General features: G+C 69.6%; 16 protein-coding genes. 7 read left to right on the top strand and 9 right to left on the bottom strand.

Annotation, left to right across the window (positions count from 1 at the left end; all coding sequences use genetic code 11):
• Window positions 1-4 precede the first annotated feature (4 nt).
• The 4 genes from AB0I82_RS14930 to AB0I82_RS14915 are packed head-to-tail and all read right to left on the bottom strand — an operon-like array spanning window position 5 to window position 4,127.
• Window positions 5-1,006 (bottom strand): amidohydrolase family protein, encoded by a 1,002-nt coding sequence (locus tag AB0I82_RS14930; RefSeq protein ID WP_363257635.1) that lies wholly within the window; start codon window positions 1,004-1,006, stop codon window positions 5-7.
• Window positions 1,003-2,133 (bottom strand): FAD-dependent oxidoreductase, encoded by a 1,131-nt coding sequence (locus AB0I82_RS14925; RefSeq protein ID WP_363257633.1) that lies wholly within the window; start codon window positions 2,131-2,133, stop codon window positions 1,003-1,005. The genes AB0I82_RS14930 and AB0I82_RS14925 overlap by 4 nt, the downstream gene beginning before the upstream one ends.
• A 33-nt stretch (window positions 2,134-2,166) precedes the next feature.
• On the bottom strand, window positions 2,167-3,123 hold the full coding sequence (locus AB0I82_RS14920) for a cyclase family protein (protein ID WP_363257747.1): 957 nt from the start codon (window positions 3,121-3,123) through the stop codon (window positions 2,167-2,169).
• Window positions 3,123-4,127, bottom strand: a complete 1,005-nt coding sequence (locus tag AB0I82_RS14915) for a fumarylacetoacetate hydrolase family protein (RefSeq protein ID WP_363257632.1) — start codon at window positions 4,125-4,127, stop codon at window positions 3,123-3,125. Before AB0I82_RS14915 ends, AB0I82_RS14920 begins: the two co-directional genes overlap by 1 nt.
• A gap of 155 nt (window positions 4,128-4,282) precedes the next feature.
• On the opposite strand from AB0I82_RS14915, the gene AB0I82_RS14910 reads away from it, so the two are divergent.
• Entirely contained in the window at window positions 4,283-5,185 is a 903-nt protein-coding gene (locus AB0I82_RS14910; protein ID WP_363257631.1) for a LysR family transcriptional regulator, read from the top strand.
• 1 nt (window position 5,186) lies between these two features.
• On the opposite strand, the gene fdhD is transcribed toward AB0I82_RS14910, so the two are convergent.
• The 3 genes from fdhD to AB0I82_RS14895 all read right to left on the bottom strand — a co-directional run bounded on the left by fdhD (window position 5,187) and on the right by AB0I82_RS14895 (window position 9,333).
• Window positions 5,187-6,023 carry a formate dehydrogenase accessory sulfurtransferase FdhD gene (gene fdhD / locus AB0I82_RS14905; RefSeq protein WP_363257630.1) on the bottom strand — a complete coding sequence of 279 codons (837 nt, stop codon included), beginning with the start codon at window positions 6,021-6,023 and terminating at the stop codon, window positions 5,187-5,189.
• Entirely contained in the window at window positions 6,011-8,320 is a 2,310-nt protein-coding gene (locus tag AB0I82_RS14900; RefSeq protein WP_363257628.1) for an FdhF/YdeP family oxidoreductase, read from the bottom strand. The genes fdhD and AB0I82_RS14900 overlap by 13 nt, the downstream gene beginning before the upstream one ends.
• An 83-nt stretch (window positions 8,321-8,403) precedes the next feature.
• Window positions 8,404-9,333: a LysR family transcriptional regulator gene (locus AB0I82_RS14895; RefSeq protein WP_363257627.1), complete on the bottom strand. Its 930-nt coding sequence runs from the start codon at window positions 9,331-9,333 to the stop codon at window positions 8,404-8,406.
• A 192-nt stretch (window positions 9,334-9,525) separates the two neighbouring features.
• Between AB0I82_RS14895 and AB0I82_RS14890 the strand changes: the two genes are divergently transcribed.
• Window positions 9,526-11,046, top strand: a complete 1,521-nt coding sequence (locus tag AB0I82_RS14890) for a SulP family inorganic anion transporter (protein ID WP_363257626.1) — start codon at window positions 9,526-9,528, stop codon at window positions 11,044-11,046.
• A gap of 25 nt (window positions 11,047-11,071) precedes the next feature.
• Here the strand turns inward: AB0I82_RS14890 and AB0I82_RS14885 are convergent, their stop codons facing one another.
• Complete coding sequence (locus AB0I82_RS14885) at window positions 11,072-11,491, bottom strand: arsenate reductase ArsC (protein ID WP_363257625.1); 420 nt, start codon at window positions 11,489-11,491, stop codon at window positions 11,072-11,074.
• 78 nt (window positions 11,492-11,569) lie between these two features.
• Between AB0I82_RS14885 and AB0I82_RS14880 the strand changes: the two genes are divergently transcribed.
• From AB0I82_RS14880 to folP, 5 genes are all read left to right on the top strand, one after another.
• The gene (locus AB0I82_RS14880; protein ID WP_363257623.1) at window positions 11,570-11,881 is read left to right on the top strand and encodes a metalloregulator ArsR/SmtB family transcription factor; all 312 of its coding nucleotides are present in this window, start codon (window positions 11,570-11,572) and stop codon (window positions 11,879-11,881) included.
• Window positions 11,881-12,975, top strand: a complete 1,095-nt coding sequence (gene arsB / locus AB0I82_RS14875) for an ACR3 family arsenite efflux transporter (RefSeq protein WP_363257622.1) — start codon at window positions 11,881-11,883, stop codon at window positions 12,973-12,975. The genes AB0I82_RS14880 and arsB overlap by 1 nt, the downstream gene beginning before the upstream one ends.
• 168 nt (window positions 12,976-13,143) lie before the next feature.
• Window positions 13,144-13,512: a bifunctional 3-phenylpropionate/cinnamic acid dioxygenase ferredoxin subunit gene (locus AB0I82_RS14870; protein ID WP_363257620.1), complete on the top strand. Its 369-nt coding sequence runs from the start codon at window positions 13,144-13,146 to the stop codon at window positions 13,510-13,512.
• Entirely contained in the window at window positions 13,509-14,690 is a 1,182-nt protein-coding gene (locus AB0I82_RS14865; RefSeq protein ID WP_363257619.1) for an FAD-dependent oxidoreductase, read from the top strand. Before AB0I82_RS14870 ends, AB0I82_RS14865 begins: the two co-directional genes overlap by 4 nt.
• Window positions 14,691-14,767: 77 nt before the next feature.
• Complete coding sequence (folP, locus tag AB0I82_RS14860; RefSeq protein WP_363257618.1) at window positions 14,768-15,598, top strand: dihydropteroate synthase; 831 nt, start codon at window positions 14,768-14,770, stop codon at window positions 15,596-15,598.
• 173 nt (window positions 15,599-15,771) lie between these two features.
• Here folP and purU read toward each other — a convergent pair whose 3' ends face one another.
• Window positions 15,772-16,644, bottom strand: coding sequence for a formyltetrahydrofolate deformylase (gene purU, locus AB0I82_RS14855; RefSeq protein ID WP_363257617.1), 873 nt, complete (start codon window positions 16,642-16,644; stop codon window positions 15,772-15,774).
• Between the last annotated feature and the right edge of the window lie 306 nt (window positions 16,645-16,950).

Raw genomic sequence — 16,950 nt, 5'->3', positions numbered from 1 at the left:
GGTGTCAGTCCTTCCGGAGGAGGGCGATGGCGTTGCCGCCGCGTACGGCGTGGAAGTCGGCGTCCGGTAGCCGGGCGGCGCGCAGGGCGCCGAGCGGGTCCTCGGTCCCCATGTCGAAGGGGAAGTCGGAGCCGAGGAGAACCCGGCCGGGGCCCGCGACACGGATCAGCTCACGGAGTACGTACGGGTCGTGGACGAGGGAATCGAAATGCAACTGCCGCAGATAGCTGCTGGGTTCGCGGGCGCAGCCGCGACGCGCGTCGGGGCGGGCCCGCCAGGCGTGATCGCTGCGGCCGATGTGGGTGGGCAGATAGCCGCCGCCGTGTGCGGCGATGATCTTCAGCCCCGGGTGGCGGTCGAGCACCCCCGAGAAGATCAGGTGGGAGAGCGCGACGGCGTTCTCCGTGGGCTGGCCGACCGTGTTGGACAGGTACCAGCGGTCCAGCCGCGCGTCGAGGGTGCAGCCGAAGGGGTGCAGGAAGAGGAGTGCCCCGGTCTCCTCGGCGTGTGACCAGAAGGGTTCGTACGCGGGGTCGGACAGCTCCCGGCCGGGCGCGTGGGAGGAGATCTCCACGCCCAGCAGGCCCTGGGACAGCGCGTGTTGAAGTACGTCGACGGCGAGCGTCGGGTGCTGGAGCGGTACGAGTCCGAGGCCGTGCAGCCGGTCGGGGGCGGCCGAACAGTGTGCCGCCGTTGCCTCGTTGGCGAGTCGGCACACCTTCTCGGCGAGCTGCTCGTCGGCCCAGTAGTGGTAGTGCGAGGGGGACGGCGAGACGAGCTGGATGTCCACGCCGGCTGCGTCCATGGCCGCGAGGCGGGCCGTGGCGTCCGTCAGCCGGGGGATGCGGTCGCGGACCATCGGGCCGTTGACGGCCAGGGCCTCGGGGCCGTTGCGGCGGGCGTCCAGGGCGCGCGCTTCGGCGAGGCCGGGGTGGCCGGCGACCGCCGCTTCCACCTGGGGGAGGAGGACGTGGGCATGGACGTCGACGGTGGGTGTGGTGCTCACGGGGCCTCCCGGAGGGTGGTCAGGGTGCGGCCGATGAGGCCGGGCATGTCGGCGTCGCGTACGCCGTCCAGCTGCCACTGGCCGATCTGCACGGAGGCGTCGACGACCGTCCGGACGCGGGGAAAGCGCCGGTCGCGGTAGTCGCGGAACAGCCGGTCGTCCCACTCGGCACGGGTGGTCAGCAGCTCGGCGAGGACCTGCGCGTCCTCCAGCGACATTGCGGCTCCCTGGGCGAGGGTCGGCGGGCAGGCGTGGGCGGCGTCGCCGATCAGGACGACCCGGCCGCGGTGCCAGGGGCCTTCGACCAAGTGCCGGTCGAACCAGGTGTAGTTGACCTGATCCGGGTCGGTGAGCGACGCGCGGATCTCGTCCCAGGCGCCGCCGTAGTGCTCGGCGAGCCCGCGCATTTCCTCGGCGTACGACGCGGGGTCGATCGACGACCGGTCGCGGTTGCGCTCGGCCAGGTACGCGTAGAGCGTGTCCTCGCCCGTGGGGCAGTAACCGGCGATGAAGCAGGCGCCGCCGTAGGCGATCTCGGTCCGGGTCACCCGGGCCGGACGGGGCGCCGCGGCACGCCAGATGGCCATGCCGGTGGGCTCGGGCTTGTCCTCGATACCGATCAGTGTGCGGGTGGCGGAGCCGATGCCGTCGGCGGCGACCACCACGTCATAACGGCCGGTCGTGCCGTCGCTGAAGGTGACCGACACGCCGTCGGCGTCCTGGTCCAGCGCGGTGGCGGTGACACCGAGGCGCACGGTGGCGCCGGAGGCACGTACGGCATCGATGAGGATCTGTTGCAGTTGCGGGCGTTGCATGCCGACCGTGGCGGGCAGATCGTCACCGCCGGTCCGGATGTCCTGCTGGGCGCGGAGCACCGTACCGTCGGGGGCGATGAACCCCAAGTCGTCGAAGGCATAGCCCAGTTCATGTACGCGCTCCCAGACGCCGATCTCGCGCAGGACGCGCAGGGCGGTGCCCTGGAGGGTGATGCCGGAGCCCTTGGTGGCGTTCCAGTCGGCCTTGGCCTCGATCAGATCGACGTCGATTCCGGCGCGGCGCAGCAGTACGGTGATGCCGTTGCCGGCGACTCCGCCGCCGATGACGAGGACGGAACGGGTGGGGGTCATAGCGGGGTTCCTCCCCTGGTCGGGCCGCGTGGGCTACTTGACGGCGATCGGGTTGACGGGCGACCCGACGGCTCCGGTGATCGGCAGGGGAGCGGCGGTGAGCCAGAACTCGTACACCCCGTCCGCCGCGCAGTCCGCGGCGAGCGCATCCGCGTCCCACATCTCGCCGATCAGCAGGCCCATGTTGGGGATGGTCACCTGGTGCAGCGGCTGGAAGGCATGGTCGAACTCGTTGGGCCGGACCTCGAAGCCCCAGGTGTCGGTGGCGATCGCGGCGATCTCCGTGCGATGCAGCCAGCCGGCCGTGGTGAAGGACAGGCCGGGGGCCGGGCCGCCCGCGTAGTCGCCCCAGCCGTCGCGGCGCGCGCGGCTCAGCTGTCCGGTCCGTACGAGTACGAGGTCACCCCGCCCGACCCGGACGCCGTGCGCCTCGGCGGTGCGCACCAAGTGCTCCTCCAAGATGGCGAATCCGTCCGGGAGTTCACCGTCCGTGCCCACGACCCGGCCGACGTCGAGAAGGACGCCGCGCCCGGCCACGTACGGCGCCATGTGTTCGATCCCGGTGACCAGATCGCCGTCCGAGGTGACGGTTTTGGCGGCGTCCCGGCCGTTCCACGCCTTGCCGTGGTCGAAGATGTGGCCCAGCCCGTCCCACTGCGTGGAGCACTGCAACGGCATGGCGATCACATCGTCGGCACCGCCGAGGCCGTGCGGGAAGCCCTGGTGGCCGAGGGCCGCGTCGGTACCGGTGTCGAGCATCGTGTGCACCGGATTGGTGCGGCGCCGCCAGCCCCGCTGCGGGCCGTCCATGTCGAACCGCTGCGACAGCGAAAAGCTGACGCCGCGTCGGACGAGCGCCGCGCCCTCGCGCCGTTTGGCCTCGTCGAGGAAGTTCAGGGTGCCGAGCACGTCGTCCGCGCCCCAGCGGCCCCAGTTCGAGTACGCCTCGGCGGCGCGGGCTATGGCGCCCTCGGGGTCGGTACGGTCGATCACGCGGCGCCCTCCGCCACGCAACGGGTGCGCTGGCTGCCCAGCCCGGTGACCGAACCCTCCATGACATCGCCGTCGCGCAGCAGCCGCCCCCAGTGCATGCCGTTCCCGGCCGGGCTGCCCGTCAGCACCAGGTCGCCCGGCAGCAGCCGCGCGCGTTGCGAGATGTACGAGACCAGCCGCGCCACGCCGAAGAGCATGTCCTTGGTCGACTCGTCCTGCATGGTCTCGCCGTTCAGCTTCAGTGTGACCTGGAGGTCGCCCGGGTCGCCGACGGTACCTGCGGGCACCAGCCAGGGGCCGAGTGGCGTGAAGCCCGGGGCGTTCTTGCAGGCCAGCCAGTCGGTGCCGATGGCGGGCATGTCCCGGCGGAAGACCGTCGACCGATCCGTCAGATCATTGGCGATGGTGTAGCCCGCGACGTGCTCCATGGCCCGCTCCAGCGGGACCCGGTACGCGGGCCGGGAGATCACCACGGCCAGCTCCAGCTCCCAGTCCGGCTGCGCGCACCCCGCCGGGAGGACGACATCCTCGTACGGGCCGGTGAGCGCGCTCGGCAGTCCGATGAACACGTACGGCAGGTCCTCCGCGGCCCGTCGGTCCATCTGCCCGGCGATCTCGGCGCGGGCCTCGGCCTCCGTACGGGGATCGTCCGCGGGCCGGTGCGCCGCCTCCAGGTCGATGACGTGCTGCCGGTAGTTCGCACCGGACTGGAAGACCTGCCGCGGTTCGACGGGCGCGTGCACGCGGAGCCCCGCCAACGGCCGCCAGGCGCCCGCCCGTTCATGGGCGAGCGAGGTCAGCCGCGGCAGTACCGCGTCCCAGCGCTCCAGCAGCGAACGCACCGTCAGCCCCGGCTCGCCGAGCGCCGCACGCAGGTCCAGCGCCCGGCCGTCCGGGGTCACCAGGGCGGGAAAGGGGCCACCGGCCGAGTCGTCGGCGGCCGAGAGGGTGGCAAGAGCAAAGGGCCCGTCGAACAGGGCCGAACCGCTTACGGCTGTCACGTTGGATGTCCTCCCGAAGTCGTACGGCCAATCTGGCCCCGACCAGCAGGATCCGGGAAATCGATTTCCTGGATGCACTACATCCAGCAGGTAAATTACCGCAGGTGAGCGCGGACCACGACGGCGCATAAGCCACATAAAAACGGAGGCAGAAAATGAACCTCGCGAGCCTGGACCTCAACCTCGTGGTGGCGCTCCGCGCCTTGCTGGAGGAACGCAACGTCACCAACGCCGGCCGCCGGATCGGCCTGAGCCAGCCCGCCATGAGCGCGGCCCTCGCCCGACTGCGCCGCCACTTCGATGACGACCTGCTCGCGCGCTCCGGCGGTCAGTACGAGCTGACGGCGCTGGGGCAGGTACTCCTCGACCGCACCGCGACCGTCTGCGATCTGCTCGACCGGCTCTTCACCAGCCGCGCCGACTTCGACCCGGCCACGGAAGAACACACCTTCACCTTCATCGCGTCCGACTACGCGCTCGCCGTCTTCGGCGCCGAACTCGCCCGGACCGTCCACCGCGAGGCCCCGCACGTGCGCCTCAGCTTCCGGCAGACCCCCATGGACATCGTCGAGCGCACCGGCCCCCTGCTGAGCGGTGTCGACGGGCTGTTCATGCCGCACGGCATCATCAGCGACTTCCCCGCGACGGATCTGTACGGTGACCGGTGGGTCTTCCTCGTCTCCGCGGACAATCCGGAGGTGGGCGACCGGCTGCGGGGAGAAGACCTGGTCCGGCTGCCGTGGGTGACGTACCAACGCACCTACGACGCGCCCGCCGTCCGCCAGCTCGGGATGCTCGGCATCGAGCCCAGGGTGGATGTCTCCGTCGACAGCTTCCAGGCGATTCCGCACCTGGTGGCGGGCACCCGCCGCATCGCACTGGTCCAGGAACGCCTCGCCGAGCTGCTGCGCGGCGTCGCACCCTTCCGGGTCATGGAGTGCCCTTACGAGGCGGTCCCACTCCAGGAGGCGTTGTGGTGGCACCCCGTCCACACGCACGACGCCGCGCATGTCTGGCTCCGGGAAAAGGCCCAGGAGGTCGCTTCGCGCCTCCCGTGAGTCAGCCCACCGGCTGGAGTTGCAGGCGCTCGGACCCGGTGTAGACGTTCATCGACGTACCTCGGAGGAAGCCGACGAGCGTCAGCCCGCTCTCCGCCGCCAGGTCCACGGCGAGCGAGGACGGCGCCGAGACGGCCGCCAGCATCGGGATGCCGGCCATGACGGCTTTCTGCACGAGCTCGAAGGAGGCCCGGCCGCTGACCATCAGTACCGTCCCGCGCAGCGGCAGCAGCCCCGACCGCAGGGCGTGCCCGAGCACCTTGTCGACGGCGTTGTGGCGGCCTACGTCTTCACGCAGACAAAGCAACTCGCCGTCGGCCGAGAAGAGTCCGGCGGCATGCAGCCCGCCCGTGACGTCGAACACCCGCTGGGCGTCCCGCAGTTGGTCAGGGAGAGTGGTCAGCACCTCCGCCCCGACGCACAGCGGATCCTCGGCCACGGACCACGCCGCCGAGGTACGTACCGCGTCCAGGCTGGCCTTGCCGCACAGCCCGCACGAGGACGTGGTGTAGAAATTGCGCTCCAGTGAGGCGTCCGGCGCTGCCACCCCCTGGCCCAGGACGACATCGACCACGTTGTACGTGTTGGATCCCCCATCCGTGGCGCCCGCGCAGTAACGGATGCCTGCAACGTCATCGGCGGCGTGCACCACCCCCTCGCTGACCAGGAAACCGGCTGCGAGGTCGAAGTCGTCGCCCGGGGTGCGCATGGTCACGGTGAGCGGCCGGCCGCCGACCCGGATCTCCATCGGCTCCTCGGCGGCCAGCGTGTCCGGGCGGTACGAGGGCACCCCGTCCCGAATGCGCAGCACCCGCCGCCGTGCGGTCACGCGTCCCACGCCGCGCTCCCCTCCTTGCGCTCCAGGCGGACCACCACGCCCTTGGAGGTGGGGCAGTTGCTGAAGTCGGCGACGCTGTCCAGCGGGACCAGGACGTTGGTTTCCGGGTAGTAGGCCGCTGCGGAGCCGCGGCTGGCGGGGTAAGCGACGACGCGGAAGTCCTCCGCGCGGCGTTCCTTCCCGTCGTGCCAGACGCTCACCAGATCCACCAACTCGCGGTCGGCGATGCCTAGTTCCGTCAGATCGGCGGGGTTGACGAGTACGACCCGGCGGGCGTTGTGAATGCCGCGGTAGCGGTCGTTGGGGGCGTACCAGACGGTGTTCCACTGGTCGTGCGAGCGCAGGGTCTGCAGCAGCAGATGTCCCTCGGGGACGTGCGGCATCGTGAATTCGTTGGAGGTGAACACTGCTTTGCCGCTCGGGGTGCGGAAGACCCGCTCGCTGGCCGGGTTGGGCAGATGGAAGCCGCCGGGCTTCGCCACCCGGGCGTTGAAGTCCTCGAAGCCCGGTACGACACGGGATATCCGGTCGCGGATGGTGCCGTAGTCGCCCTCGAACTGCTCCCAGGGAATGAACGGGTCGTCCCCCAGGGTCCGGTGCGCCAGCCTGCTGATGATCGCGACCTCGCTGAGCAGGTGCGGGGAGGCGGGCGGCAGCTTCCCCCGCGAGGCGTGGACATCACTCATCGAGTCCTCGACGGTGATGAACTGCTCGACGCCGTTCTGGAAGTCCTTGTCGCTGCGGCCCAGCGTGGGCAGGATCAGCGCGGTGTCACCGCAGACCGTGTGCGAGCGGTTGAGCTTGGTGGAGATGTGCGCGGTGAGCCGGCACTTGCGCATCGCCTCCTCGGTGACCGCGCTGTCGGGGGTGGCCCGTACGAAGTTGCCCGCGACACCGAGGAAGACCTTGGCGCGGCCTTCGTACATCGCGTGGATGCCGTTCACCGCGTCCACGCCGTGGTGGGCGGGCGGCGTGAAGCCGAACTCCTTCTCCAGGGCATCGAGGAACTTCTGCGGCATCTTCTCCCACACGCCCATGGTGCGGTCGCCCTGGACGTTGCTGTGGCCGCGCACCGGGCACGCGCCCGCGCCGGGCTTGCCGATGTTGCCGCGCAGCAGCAGGAAGTTGATGACCTCGCGGATGGTGGGCACCCCGTGCTTGTGCTGGGTCAGGCCCATCGCCCAGCACACGATGATCTTCTTGCTCTTCAGCACCTGGGCGTGCACGCGCTCGATCTCCTCGCGCGTGAGCCCGGTCGCTTCGAGGACGTGCTCCCAGGACACCTTCCGCACATGCTCGGCGAACTCGGCGCTGCCGATGGTGTGTTCCTGGATGAAGTCGTGGTCGAGCACGGTGCCGGGCGCCGCGTCCTCGGCCTCCAGCAGCAGCCTGTTCAGGGCCTGGAAGAGGGCGAGGTCGCCACCGGCGCGGATGTGCAGGAACTGGTCGGCGATCGGTGTGCCGCGACCGATCACACCGCGCGCCTTCTGCGGGTGCTTGAAGCGCATCAGCCCGGCCTCGGGCAGTGTGTTGACCGCGATGACCCGACCGCCGTTGCGCTTGGTCTCCTCCAGCGCGGAGAGCATCCGCGGGTGGTTGGTACCCGGGTTCTGCCCCACGACGAAGACCAGGTCGGAGTGGTGGAGGTCGTCCAGCGAGACGGTGCCCTTGCCGATACCCAACGTCTCCGTCATCGCGAATCCGCTGGACTCGTGGCACATGTTGGAGCAGTCCGGCAGGTTGTTGGTGCCGTACGCGCGGGCGAAGAGCTGGAGGAGGAACGCGGCCTCGTTGCTGAGCCGACCCGATACGTAGAAGAGCGCCTCGTCGGGGGAGGCCAGTGCCTTGAGTTCCTCGGCGAGCAGGCCGAACGCCTCGTCCCAGCCGATCGGCTCGTAGTGCGTCGCACCGGGCCGCTTGACCATCGGCTCGGTCAGCCGGCCCTGCTGGTTGAGCCAGTAGTCGGACTTGGTGTCCAGCTCGGCGATCGAGTGCTCGTGGAAGAAGTCCCGGGTGACGCGGCGCGAGGTGGCCTCGTCGTTGATGTGCTTGGCGCCGTTCTCGCAGTACTCGTTCATGTGCCGCTCGCCCGGCGCGGGCTCGGGCCAGGCGCAACCCGGGCAGTCGATGCCCTTGGGCTGATTGATGTTCAGCAGAGTCAACGCGGTGCGCCGCACGGACGTCTGGCCCAGCGAGTACTCCAGCGCGTGCGTCACGGCGGGCAGACCGGTCGCCCAGGTCTTCGGCGGGGTGACCGACAGGTCGTCGCTGGGATCCTCGATCTCGGTGCGGCTCATGCGAATCACCTTCCGGTAATCCACGGAGACGAGTCAAAGAGGGGTTTCCGATTGCTTGATAGGCGCCGCTTATTGGGGACAGGTTATTGCGATACGGGATCGCCGGGGAGTCGTTCCAGTGCGGTGGCGAGGTCGGTTCGGCGGGCGATCTCCGTCAGGGCGCGGGCCATGACGGAGCCCGGCTCCCGGGCGGTCATCACCAGCCCGATGGGGACCGTCCGGGCGGGTTCGACCAGCGGTACGGCGCGCATGCCGGGCGGGATGCCGAAGACATGCAACCAGGCGTGCGGCACGATGCTGGCCCATCGGCCCGTCCTGACGTGCGCGAAGAGCGCGGCCACCGAGTCGGTCTCCACGCGGGGCGTGGGCCGCACCCCGGCCTCGGCGAACAGCTCGTCCAGTACCCTGCGGCCCTGCATGGTCCCCGTCAGCAGACACAGCGGCAGCCGCGACGCCTCCGCCCAGGTCGCCGTCGTCCGACGGCCCAGATTGTCGGCGGTCGAGGTCAGCAGTACATACCGTTCCTGGTACAGCGGAACCGTCCGGAAACTCTCGGAAATGCCCTCGCGCAGATAACTGATGGCGGCATCGATTTCGAAATTCTGCAGCCGCCGGAGAATGTCCTCCGACCGGAGGTCCGCCTGGACGTCCACGGTGACCAGCGGGTGCGCCGCGCAGAACGGGTCGATGAGCAGGGAGACGGCACCGGTCGCCGTCGGGACGGCGCCGATCCTTATCCGTCCGCTCAGTCCGGTGCGCAGCGCGCCGACCTCGTCCTTGAGGGCGTCACGGTCGGCGAGGATCCGCTGCGCCCACACCACGATGCGCTCGCCCTCCGGCGTGAGCCCCTCATACGTACGCCCGCGCCGGACCAGCGGTACATCCAGCTCCTCCTCCAGCTTCCGGATCGCCTCCGAGAGGGCGGGCTGGGAGACGTAGCACGCCTGGGCGGCACGCGCGAAATGGCGCTCCCGGGAGAGCGCCACCAGATATTCGAGTTGGCGAAACAGCACGTCAAGGGTCTACCCGACGGACCGCCGGAGCGCCAGTCGGCGTTGCGTACGGCGTCCGGCCGGGCTCGGCTCAGGGCCGAGCGACCGACGTGTTGTGTTCGAGGCGAGCGCGGAGCGTGGCGGCGAATTCCTCGGAGGGTAGAGTTTCCCCTTTCGTACGCCCTCCCGACTGCCGAGCGGGCGTGCCCGAGCATGACAGGTTCTGCGTTGTTGTCTTCACTTCCGTCCGCCCGTGCGCGGCTGCAGGCCGCCGGCCGCCCCGCCTGGTTGTCCTCGCCCAAGGTCTTCCGTACCGAAGTCCTGGCCGGTCTGGTCGTCGGTCTGGCCCTGATCCCCGAGGCGATCTCCTTCTCGGTGATCGCCGGGGTCGATCCGACGGTGGGACTCTTCGCCGCCTGTGTCATGGCGATGGTGATCGCCTTCGTCGGCGGTCGCCCGGCCATGATTTCCGCGTCCACCGGTGCCGTCGCCCTGGTCGTCGCGCCCGTCGCCCGCGAGCACGGGCTGGGTTATCTGCTCGCCACCGCCGTCCTCGCCGGCGTCTTCCAGATCGCCCTCGGTGCGCTGGGGGTCGCCAAGCTGATGCGGTTCGTGCCGCGCTCGGTGATGGTCGGCTTCGTCAACGCGCTGGGCATCCTGCTCTTCACCGCCCAGATCCCCAACCTCCGCGACGTACCGTGGGCGGTCTACCCGCTGGTCATCGCGGGTCTCGTCCTGATGATCCTCTTCCCGAGGGTCACCAAGGCCGTGCCCGCGCCGCTGGTCTCCATCGTCATCCTCACGGTCATCACCGTGGCGGCCGGCATCGCGGTCCCCACCGTCGGCGACAAGGGCAAGCTGCCGTCCTCACTGCCCGTCCCGGGCCTGCCGGACGTGCCGTTCAGCGTGCACACCCTCACCGTCATCGCCCCCTACGCGCTGGCGATGGCCCTGGTGGGGCTCATGGAGTCGCTGATGACGGCGAAGCTGGTGGACGAGATCACCGACACCCGCTCCAACAAGACGCGTGAGTCCATCGGCCAGGGCATCGCCAACATCACCGCCGGCTTCTTCGGCGGCATGGGCGGCTGCGCGATGATCGGCCAGACGATGATCAACGTGAAGAACGGCGCCCGTACTCGTCTGTCGACGTTCCTGGCCGGCTTCTTCCTCCTGATCCTCTGCATCGTCCTCGGCCCGGTCGTATCGAAGATCCCGATGGCCGCGCTGGTCGCGGTGATGGTCCTGGTCTCGGTCGGCACCTTCGACTGGCACTCGGTCAAGCCCGCCACGCTCAAGCGGATGCCGGTCGGCGAGACCGCCGTCATGGTGATCACGGTCATCGTGGTGGTGGCCACGGACAACCTCTCCATCGGCGTGGTCGTCGGCACGGTCACCGCGATGGTCATCTTCGCCCGCCGCGTCGCCCATCTGGCGAACGTCACCGCGGTCACCGACCCCGATGGTGGTCAGGTCGTCTACTCCGTCACCGGCGAGCTCTTCTTCGCCTCTTCCAACGACCTGGTCACGCAGTTCGACTACGCCGGCGACCCGGACAAGGTCGTCATCGACCTGACCGCCGCCCACGTCTGGGACGCGTCCTCCGTCGCCGCACTGGACGCGATCGAGACCAAGTACACCCAGCGCGGCAAGACCGTCGAGATCGTCGGCCTGAACGAGCCCAGCGCCCGCCTGCACAAGACGCTGAGCGGGGAGCTGGCGGACAGCCACTGACCCGCCCCCCGGGTACGCGCGTCGCCTACTTCTGCCCCTCCGGGGCGATCTCCGCGATCAGGCTCTCCACCCGGCGCTTGATCTCATCGCGGATCGGACGCACGGCTTCGACGCCCTGCCCCGCCGGGTCGTCCAGCTGCCAGTCCAGGTAGCGCTTGCCGGGAAAGACGGGGCAGGCGTCGCCGCAGCCCATGGTGATGCACACGTCCGACTCCTGGACCGCCTCCACGGTCAGTACCTTCGGCTGCTGTGCCGACATGTCGATACCGACCTCGCGCATGGCCTCGACGGCGGCCGGGTTGACCCGGTCGGCGGGGGCGGAGCCGGCGGAGCGTACCTCGACCCGGTCCCCGGCCAGGTGGGACAGCCACGCGGCGGCCATCTGAGAGCGCCCGGCGTTGTGGACACACACGAACAGGACGGAGGGCTTGGCGGGCTCGGGCATCGGTGAACTCTCTCATCAGTGGCCGTTGATATCAGCAGCCAGTGGCGTCAGCGGTAACTGATGTGACAGTATCAGCCCATGATGACGTCAGCCAATACTGATCTGATCCGGGTCCTCGCCGACCCGCTCAGGCTTCAGATCGTGTCCCTCCTCGCTCACGAGACCCTGTGCACGACGCACCTGGTGGCAGAGACCGGAGCCCGGCAGACGAATCTCTCCAACCACCTCCGCGTCCTGCGCGAGGCGGGCGTGGTGGAGACCGAGCCGTGCGGCCGCTTCACCTACTACAAGCTCCGCCCCGCGGCGTTGGAGTCGCTGGGGGCGATGTTCGGTGAGCTGGCCGCCACTGCACGTACGACGATCAAGACCGACCGAAAGCGAGCCTGCTGATGACCGCGACCGAACCCGGCACCACCGCACCCCCAAGTGGTGAGGATGCCTCGATCGTCGCCAAGCTCTCCACGCTCGACCGCTTCCTGGCGGTCTGGATCCTGGTGGCCATGGCCGCGGGCCTCGGCCTCGGCCGGGCCATCCCGGGCCTGGGTGACGTGCTCAGCAAGGTCGAGATCGGCGGCATCTCCCTCCCGATCGCCCTCGGCCTGCTGATCATGATGTACCCGGTCCTCGCCAAGGTCCGTTACGACAAGCTGGACGCCGTCACCGGCGACCGCAAGCTGATGCTCTCCTCCCTGGTCATCAACTGGCTCGTCGGCCCGGCGGTCATGTTCGCGCTGGCCTGGGTCTTCCTGCCCGACCTGCCCGAGTACCGCACCGGCCTGATCATCGTCGGCCTCGCCCGCTGCATCGCCATGGTGATCATCTGGAACGACCTGGCCTGCGGCCACCGCGAGGCCGCCGCCGTCCTCGTCGCCCTGAACTCGGTCTTCCAGGTCATCGCGTTCGGCCTGCTCGGCTGGTTCTACCTCGACCTGCTGCCGCAGTGGCTGGGCCTCGGGAACGGGCAGGGCCTGGACGTCCCGGTCTGGCACATCGCTCTCAACGTGATCGTCTTCCTCGGCATCCCGCTGCTCGCCGGCTTCCTCACCCGCCGCATCGGCGAGAACAAGCTCGGCCGCGAGCGCTACGAGTCGAACTTCCTGCCGAAGATCGGCCCCTGGGCCCTGTACGGCCTGCTCTTCACGATCGTCATCCTCTTCGCCCTGCAGGGAAAGACGATCACCACGCAGCCGCTGGACGTCGCCCGGATCGCACTGCCGCTGCTGGTCTACTTCGCCGTGATGTTCTTCGGCACGTTCCTCCTCGGCAAGGGCATCGGCCTGGCGTACGACCGCACCGCCACCCTCGCCTTCACCGCCGCCGGCAACAACTTCGAGCTGGCCATCGCCGTCGCCATCGCCACCTTCGGCGTCACCTCCGGCCAGGCCCTGTCCGGCGTCGTGGGCCCGCTGATCGAGGTCCCGGTGCTGGTGGCGCTGGTGTACGTCGCACTGGCCTGGCGCAAGAAGTTCACGGCTGCGCGGTGACGCACGTCCACCCCGTGACCCCGTGCTTCGCATAGTGATTCGCGTTGCGTGATGCGCAACTCAAGAAAGGTGATCCGTTGTTCGTTTGAGCGCCTTGACACGCGTTCAGGGCGGCCGCAGACTCGTTGCGCAAGGCGCAGCCCGTTTCTTTATACGCAACGAGGTGCCATGATGATTCCCGCGTGTCGTCTCACCGACATCCCGCGAGGCGAGTCCTACCGGCTCGAGATCGACCCGCCCGTCGCGGTGTTCCACACCGAGGACGGCGAGGTCTATGCGATCGACGACACCTGCACCCATCAGGACGCCTCGTTGGCCGACGGCTGGCTGGAGGGGTGCGAGGTCGAGTGTCCGCTGCACGCCTCGAAGTTCAACCTGCGTACCGGCACCGTGGACGCCCCGCCGGCCAGGCTCCCCGTACGTACGCACCAGGTGCTCATCGAGGACGGCATGGTCTACGTCGCACTGTCCGACGCCCCGCCGAACCTGCCGCCCTCCTGCGTCGCGGCTCGCCTGGCAGGAGGTGTGGTGGCATGAAGACCGTGGCCGTCGTCGGTGCCTCGCTCGCCGGACTCTTCGCCGCCCGCGCCCTGCGCAAGCAGGGCTATGACGGACGCCTCGTCCTCATCGGTGAGGAGACCCACCGGCCCTACGACAGACCACCGCTGTCGAAGGAGTTCCTCACCGGGAAGGTGGAGGAGGGCGAGCTCGCCCTTGAGGCGGAGGGTGAGGAGCTCGCCGCCGAGTGGGTTCTCGGGACGCGAGCCGTCGGGCTGGAGACGCAGGAGCGCTCGGTGCGGCTCGCCGATGGGAGAGCCGTGCGCGCGGACGGTGTGGTGATTGCCACGGGGGCCGCGGCGCGGAGGTTGCCCGGTAGCGAGGGCTTGAGCGGTGTGCACGTACTGCGCACGCTCGATGATGCCCGAGCGCTTCGGGACGACCTGGCGCACGGTGGCCGGCTGGTCGTCATCGGTGGCGGCTTCGTCGGTGCCGAAGTGGCCTCGACTGCCGCTGTGATGGGCTTGGACGTGACGTTTGTTGTGTCCGGGCCCACGCCGCTCGCCGGTCCGTTGGGGCCCGAAATGGCGGCCGCCGTCTCGGAGTTGCACGCCGATCACGGCGTTCGCCTGGTGTGCGGCACCGGCGTGCGAGGGGTGGCGGGCAAGCAGCGGGTAGAGGCGGTCGTGCTCGACGACGGCCGCAGCCTGCCCGCCGACATCGTCGTGGTGGGCATCGGCGCGAACCCCTGCACCGACTGGCTGGAGGGGTCGGGCGTCGCGCTCGACAACGGTGGTGTGCGCTGCGGGACCGACGGCATCACGAGCGTCCCCGGCGTCGTCGCGGTCGGCGACTGCGCCGCCTGGTACGACCCGGCTTTCGGTACCCATCGCCGTATCGAGCACTGGACCGGCGCCAAGGAGCGCCCGGCGGCGGCCGTGGCCGCCCTGCTGTCCGGTGGCACCGCGCCCTCCGGCCCGTCCCGCCCGCCGTACTTCTGGTCCGATCAGTACGGAGTGAAGATCCAGTTCGTCGGGCACGCGGCGCGGGCCGACAGTGTGACCGTCGAGGACGGCAGCCCGGCCGACCGTAGCTTCCTCGCGGTGTACCGCCGCGCCGGAGAGCCGGTTGCCGTACTGGGCGTGGACCGCACCAAGCTCTTCACCCGCTGGCGCCGGCAGCTCGCCACCGCGGTGGCACCGGGCGGTACCGGATGAGCACCGCAACACAACCGAACCAGGGAGCCCCCGCGCTGTATCCGCGAGGGCTTCCCCGACCGGCGCGGACGCTGGTCATGGGCATTGTGAACGTCACGCCCGACTCGTTCTCCGACGGCGGGCGTTGGTACGGCTCCGAGCAGGCCGTCGCGCACGGCCTCGCGCTGCTCGACGAGGGCGCGGACATCCTGGACGTGGGCGGTGAGTCGACCCGTCCCGGTGCGACGCGTCCGTCACCGGAGGAGGAGCTGCGCCGCGTACTGCCCGTCGTCCGCGAGCTCGCCGCCGCAGGCGCGCCCGTCAGTGTGGACACCATGCGGGCCGAGGTGGCCGCTCGCGCCATCGAGGCCGGTGCGACGCTGGTCAACGATGTCTCCGGCGGTCTCGCCGACCCCGCGATGCTGCCACTGATGGCCCGTACCGGCATGCCGTACGTGGCCATGCACTGGCGCGGGCACTCCGCCGGCATGCAGGCCAACGCCGTGTACGACGATGTGGTCGGCGATGTGGTGGACGAGTTGCGGTTGCGGGTCGAGGCGGCGTTGCATGCAGGCATCCGGCCGGAGTGCCTGATCCTCGATCCGGGGCTGGGATTCGCCAAGTCCCCTGAACACAATTGGCAGTTGCTGGGGCGGCTGGGGGAGGTCGCCGCGCTCGGCCATCCGGTACTCGTGGGTGCTGCCCGTAAGTCATTCCTGGGGCAGCTGCTCGCGGACCCGCTGACAGGCCTGCCCCGTCCGGCGGACCAGCGGGACGCGGCCACCTCCGCGGTGTCCGTCCTGGCTGCCACGCAGGGGGCCTGGTGCGTGCGTGTGCACGATGTCGCCTCGACGGCGGACGCGGTGCGGGTGACGGCCCGTTGGGGCCTCGAAGCAACTGCCGCGCCGCTGCACGCTTCGCTGATCTGAGAGCCGCCCCACGAGCGCCGTCGACCACGGCGCTCCTGCCGGGCGGCTCTCAGCCGTGCGCGCAGGGCGTCCGACAACCCTGCGTGGATGGCGTCCGGCAACCCTGCGCGCGTGGCGTCCGCCGCCCGGCTTCCGGACCCCGCCGGGCGTCCGGAAGCGGCGACGCACCCCCGTCAGCGAAGAACCACCGTCCGGTTCCCATTGACCATGATCCGGCTCTCGCTGTGCCACTCCACGGCCCGGGCGAGGACCTGCGCCTCGACGTCCCGGCCGAGGGTGACCAGCTGGTCGGGGCTCTGCGAGTGGTCCACGCGGACGACGCCCTGCTCGATGATGGGACCCTCGTCGAGATCCGGGGTCACGTAGTGCGCCGTGGCGCCCACGAGCTTGACCCCGCGCTCGTGCGCCTGGTTGTACGGCCGGGCGCCCTTGAAGCTCGGCAGGAACGAGTGGTGAATGTTGATCGCCCGGCCTTCGAGCTGCTTGCACAGATCGTTCGACAGGATCTGCATGTAGCGGGCGAGTACCACCAGGTCGATGTCGAGTTCGTCGACCAGTTCCAGCAGCCGCGCCTCCGCCTCGGGCTTGGTGTCCCGCGTCACGGGGATGTGGTGGAACGGAATCCCGTGGCTCTCCGCGAGCGGTTCGAAGTCCCGGTGGTTGGAGACGATCGCCGGCACCTCGATGTTGAGCGCGCCGGTGCTGCGTCGGAAGAGCAGGTCGTTCAGGCAGTGGCCGAACTTCGACACCATGATCAGCGTACGGGTCGGAGTCGACGCGTCGTACAGGTTCCAGGAGATCCGGTACGCCTCCGCCACCGGCGCGAAGCCGGAGCGCAGGTCGTCCAGCGAGATGTCGGGATCCGGGACGTCGAAGCGCATGCGCAGGAAGAAGTGGCCCTGCAGCCGGTCGTCGAACTGCTGGCTCTCCTGGATGTTTCCGGAGTACTGGACGACGAAGCCGGTGACGGCGTGCACCAGGCCGGGGGTGTCGGGGCACGAGACGGTGAGGACGAACTCGCGATCGGGCTGCGGTCGAGCGGACACGGAGACCTCCCAAGGGGTGCGCAAGTGAGTGCGCATTACGCAACAGCGTGTTTGATACGCAACATAGTCCGTACGTGACGGCCTGCGGTCAAGGGCTCTGATCGACCTTGCTGATCAGGGAGTTGCACGGCCGATCCCGCCGGGCGCCCACTCTCCGGCCCGCCGGGCGACGTGCTCTCGATGCTCTCGGATCACCTCTTGACACGGGTCTGGACGGACTGCACTGTGTGTTGCGCAACCCGATGCGCGTTGCGCATGAAGCAACTTTCATGCGGCGACTTTTCGATAAGTAACTTTTCGATGGGA

Source organism: Streptomyces sp. NPDC050315 (assembly GCF_040655775.1).
Lineage (GTDB): Bacteria > Actinomycetota > Actinomycetes > Streptomycetales > Streptomycetaceae > Streptomyces.
This window is presented reverse-complemented; position numbering and strand designations above follow the sequence as displayed.

What these genes read in the sequence shown, in the direction of transcription:
- AB0I82_RS14885 (WP_363257625.1), bottom strand. Translation starts at nt 11,491, where the DNA reads ATGCCCGAGCCCGCCAAGCCCTCCGTCCTGTTCGTGTGTGTCCACAAC.
- AB0I82_RS14910 (WP_363257631.1), top strand. Translation starts at nt 4,283, where the DNA reads ATGAACCTCGCGAGCCTGGACCTCAACCTCGTGGTGGCGCTCCGCGCC.
- AB0I82_RS14865 (WP_363257619.1), top strand. Translation starts at nt 13,509, where the DNA reads ATGAAGACCGTGGCCGTCGTCGGTGCCTCGCTCGCCGGACTCTTCGCC.
- AB0I82_RS14880 (WP_363257623.1), top strand. Translation starts at nt 11,570, where the DNA reads ATGATGACGTCAGCCAATACTGATCTGATCCGGGTCCTCGCCGACCCG.
- arsB (WP_363257622.1), top strand. Translation starts at nt 11,881, where the DNA reads ATGACCGCGACCGAACCCGGCACCACCGCACCCCCAAGTGGTGAGGAT.
- AB0I82_RS14925 (WP_363257633.1), bottom strand. Translation starts at nt 2,133, where the DNA reads ATGACCCCCACCCGTTCCGTCCTCGTCATCGGCGGCGGAGTCGCCGGC.
- AB0I82_RS14900 (WP_363257628.1), bottom strand. Translation starts at nt 8,320, where the DNA reads ATGAGCCGCACCGAGATCGAGGATCCCAGCGACGACCTGTCGGTCACC.
- folP (WP_363257618.1), top strand. Translation starts at nt 14,768, where the DNA reads ATGGGCATTGTGAACGTCACGCCCGACTCGTTCTCCGACGGCGGGCGT.
- AB0I82_RS14870 (WP_363257620.1), top strand. Translation starts at nt 13,144, where the DNA reads ATGATGATTCCCGCGTGTCGTCTCACCGACATCCCGCGAGGCGAGTCC.
- AB0I82_RS14890 (WP_363257626.1), top strand. Translation starts at nt 9,526, where the DNA reads ATGACAGGTTCTGCGTTGTTGTCTTCACTTCCGTCCGCCCGTGCGCGG.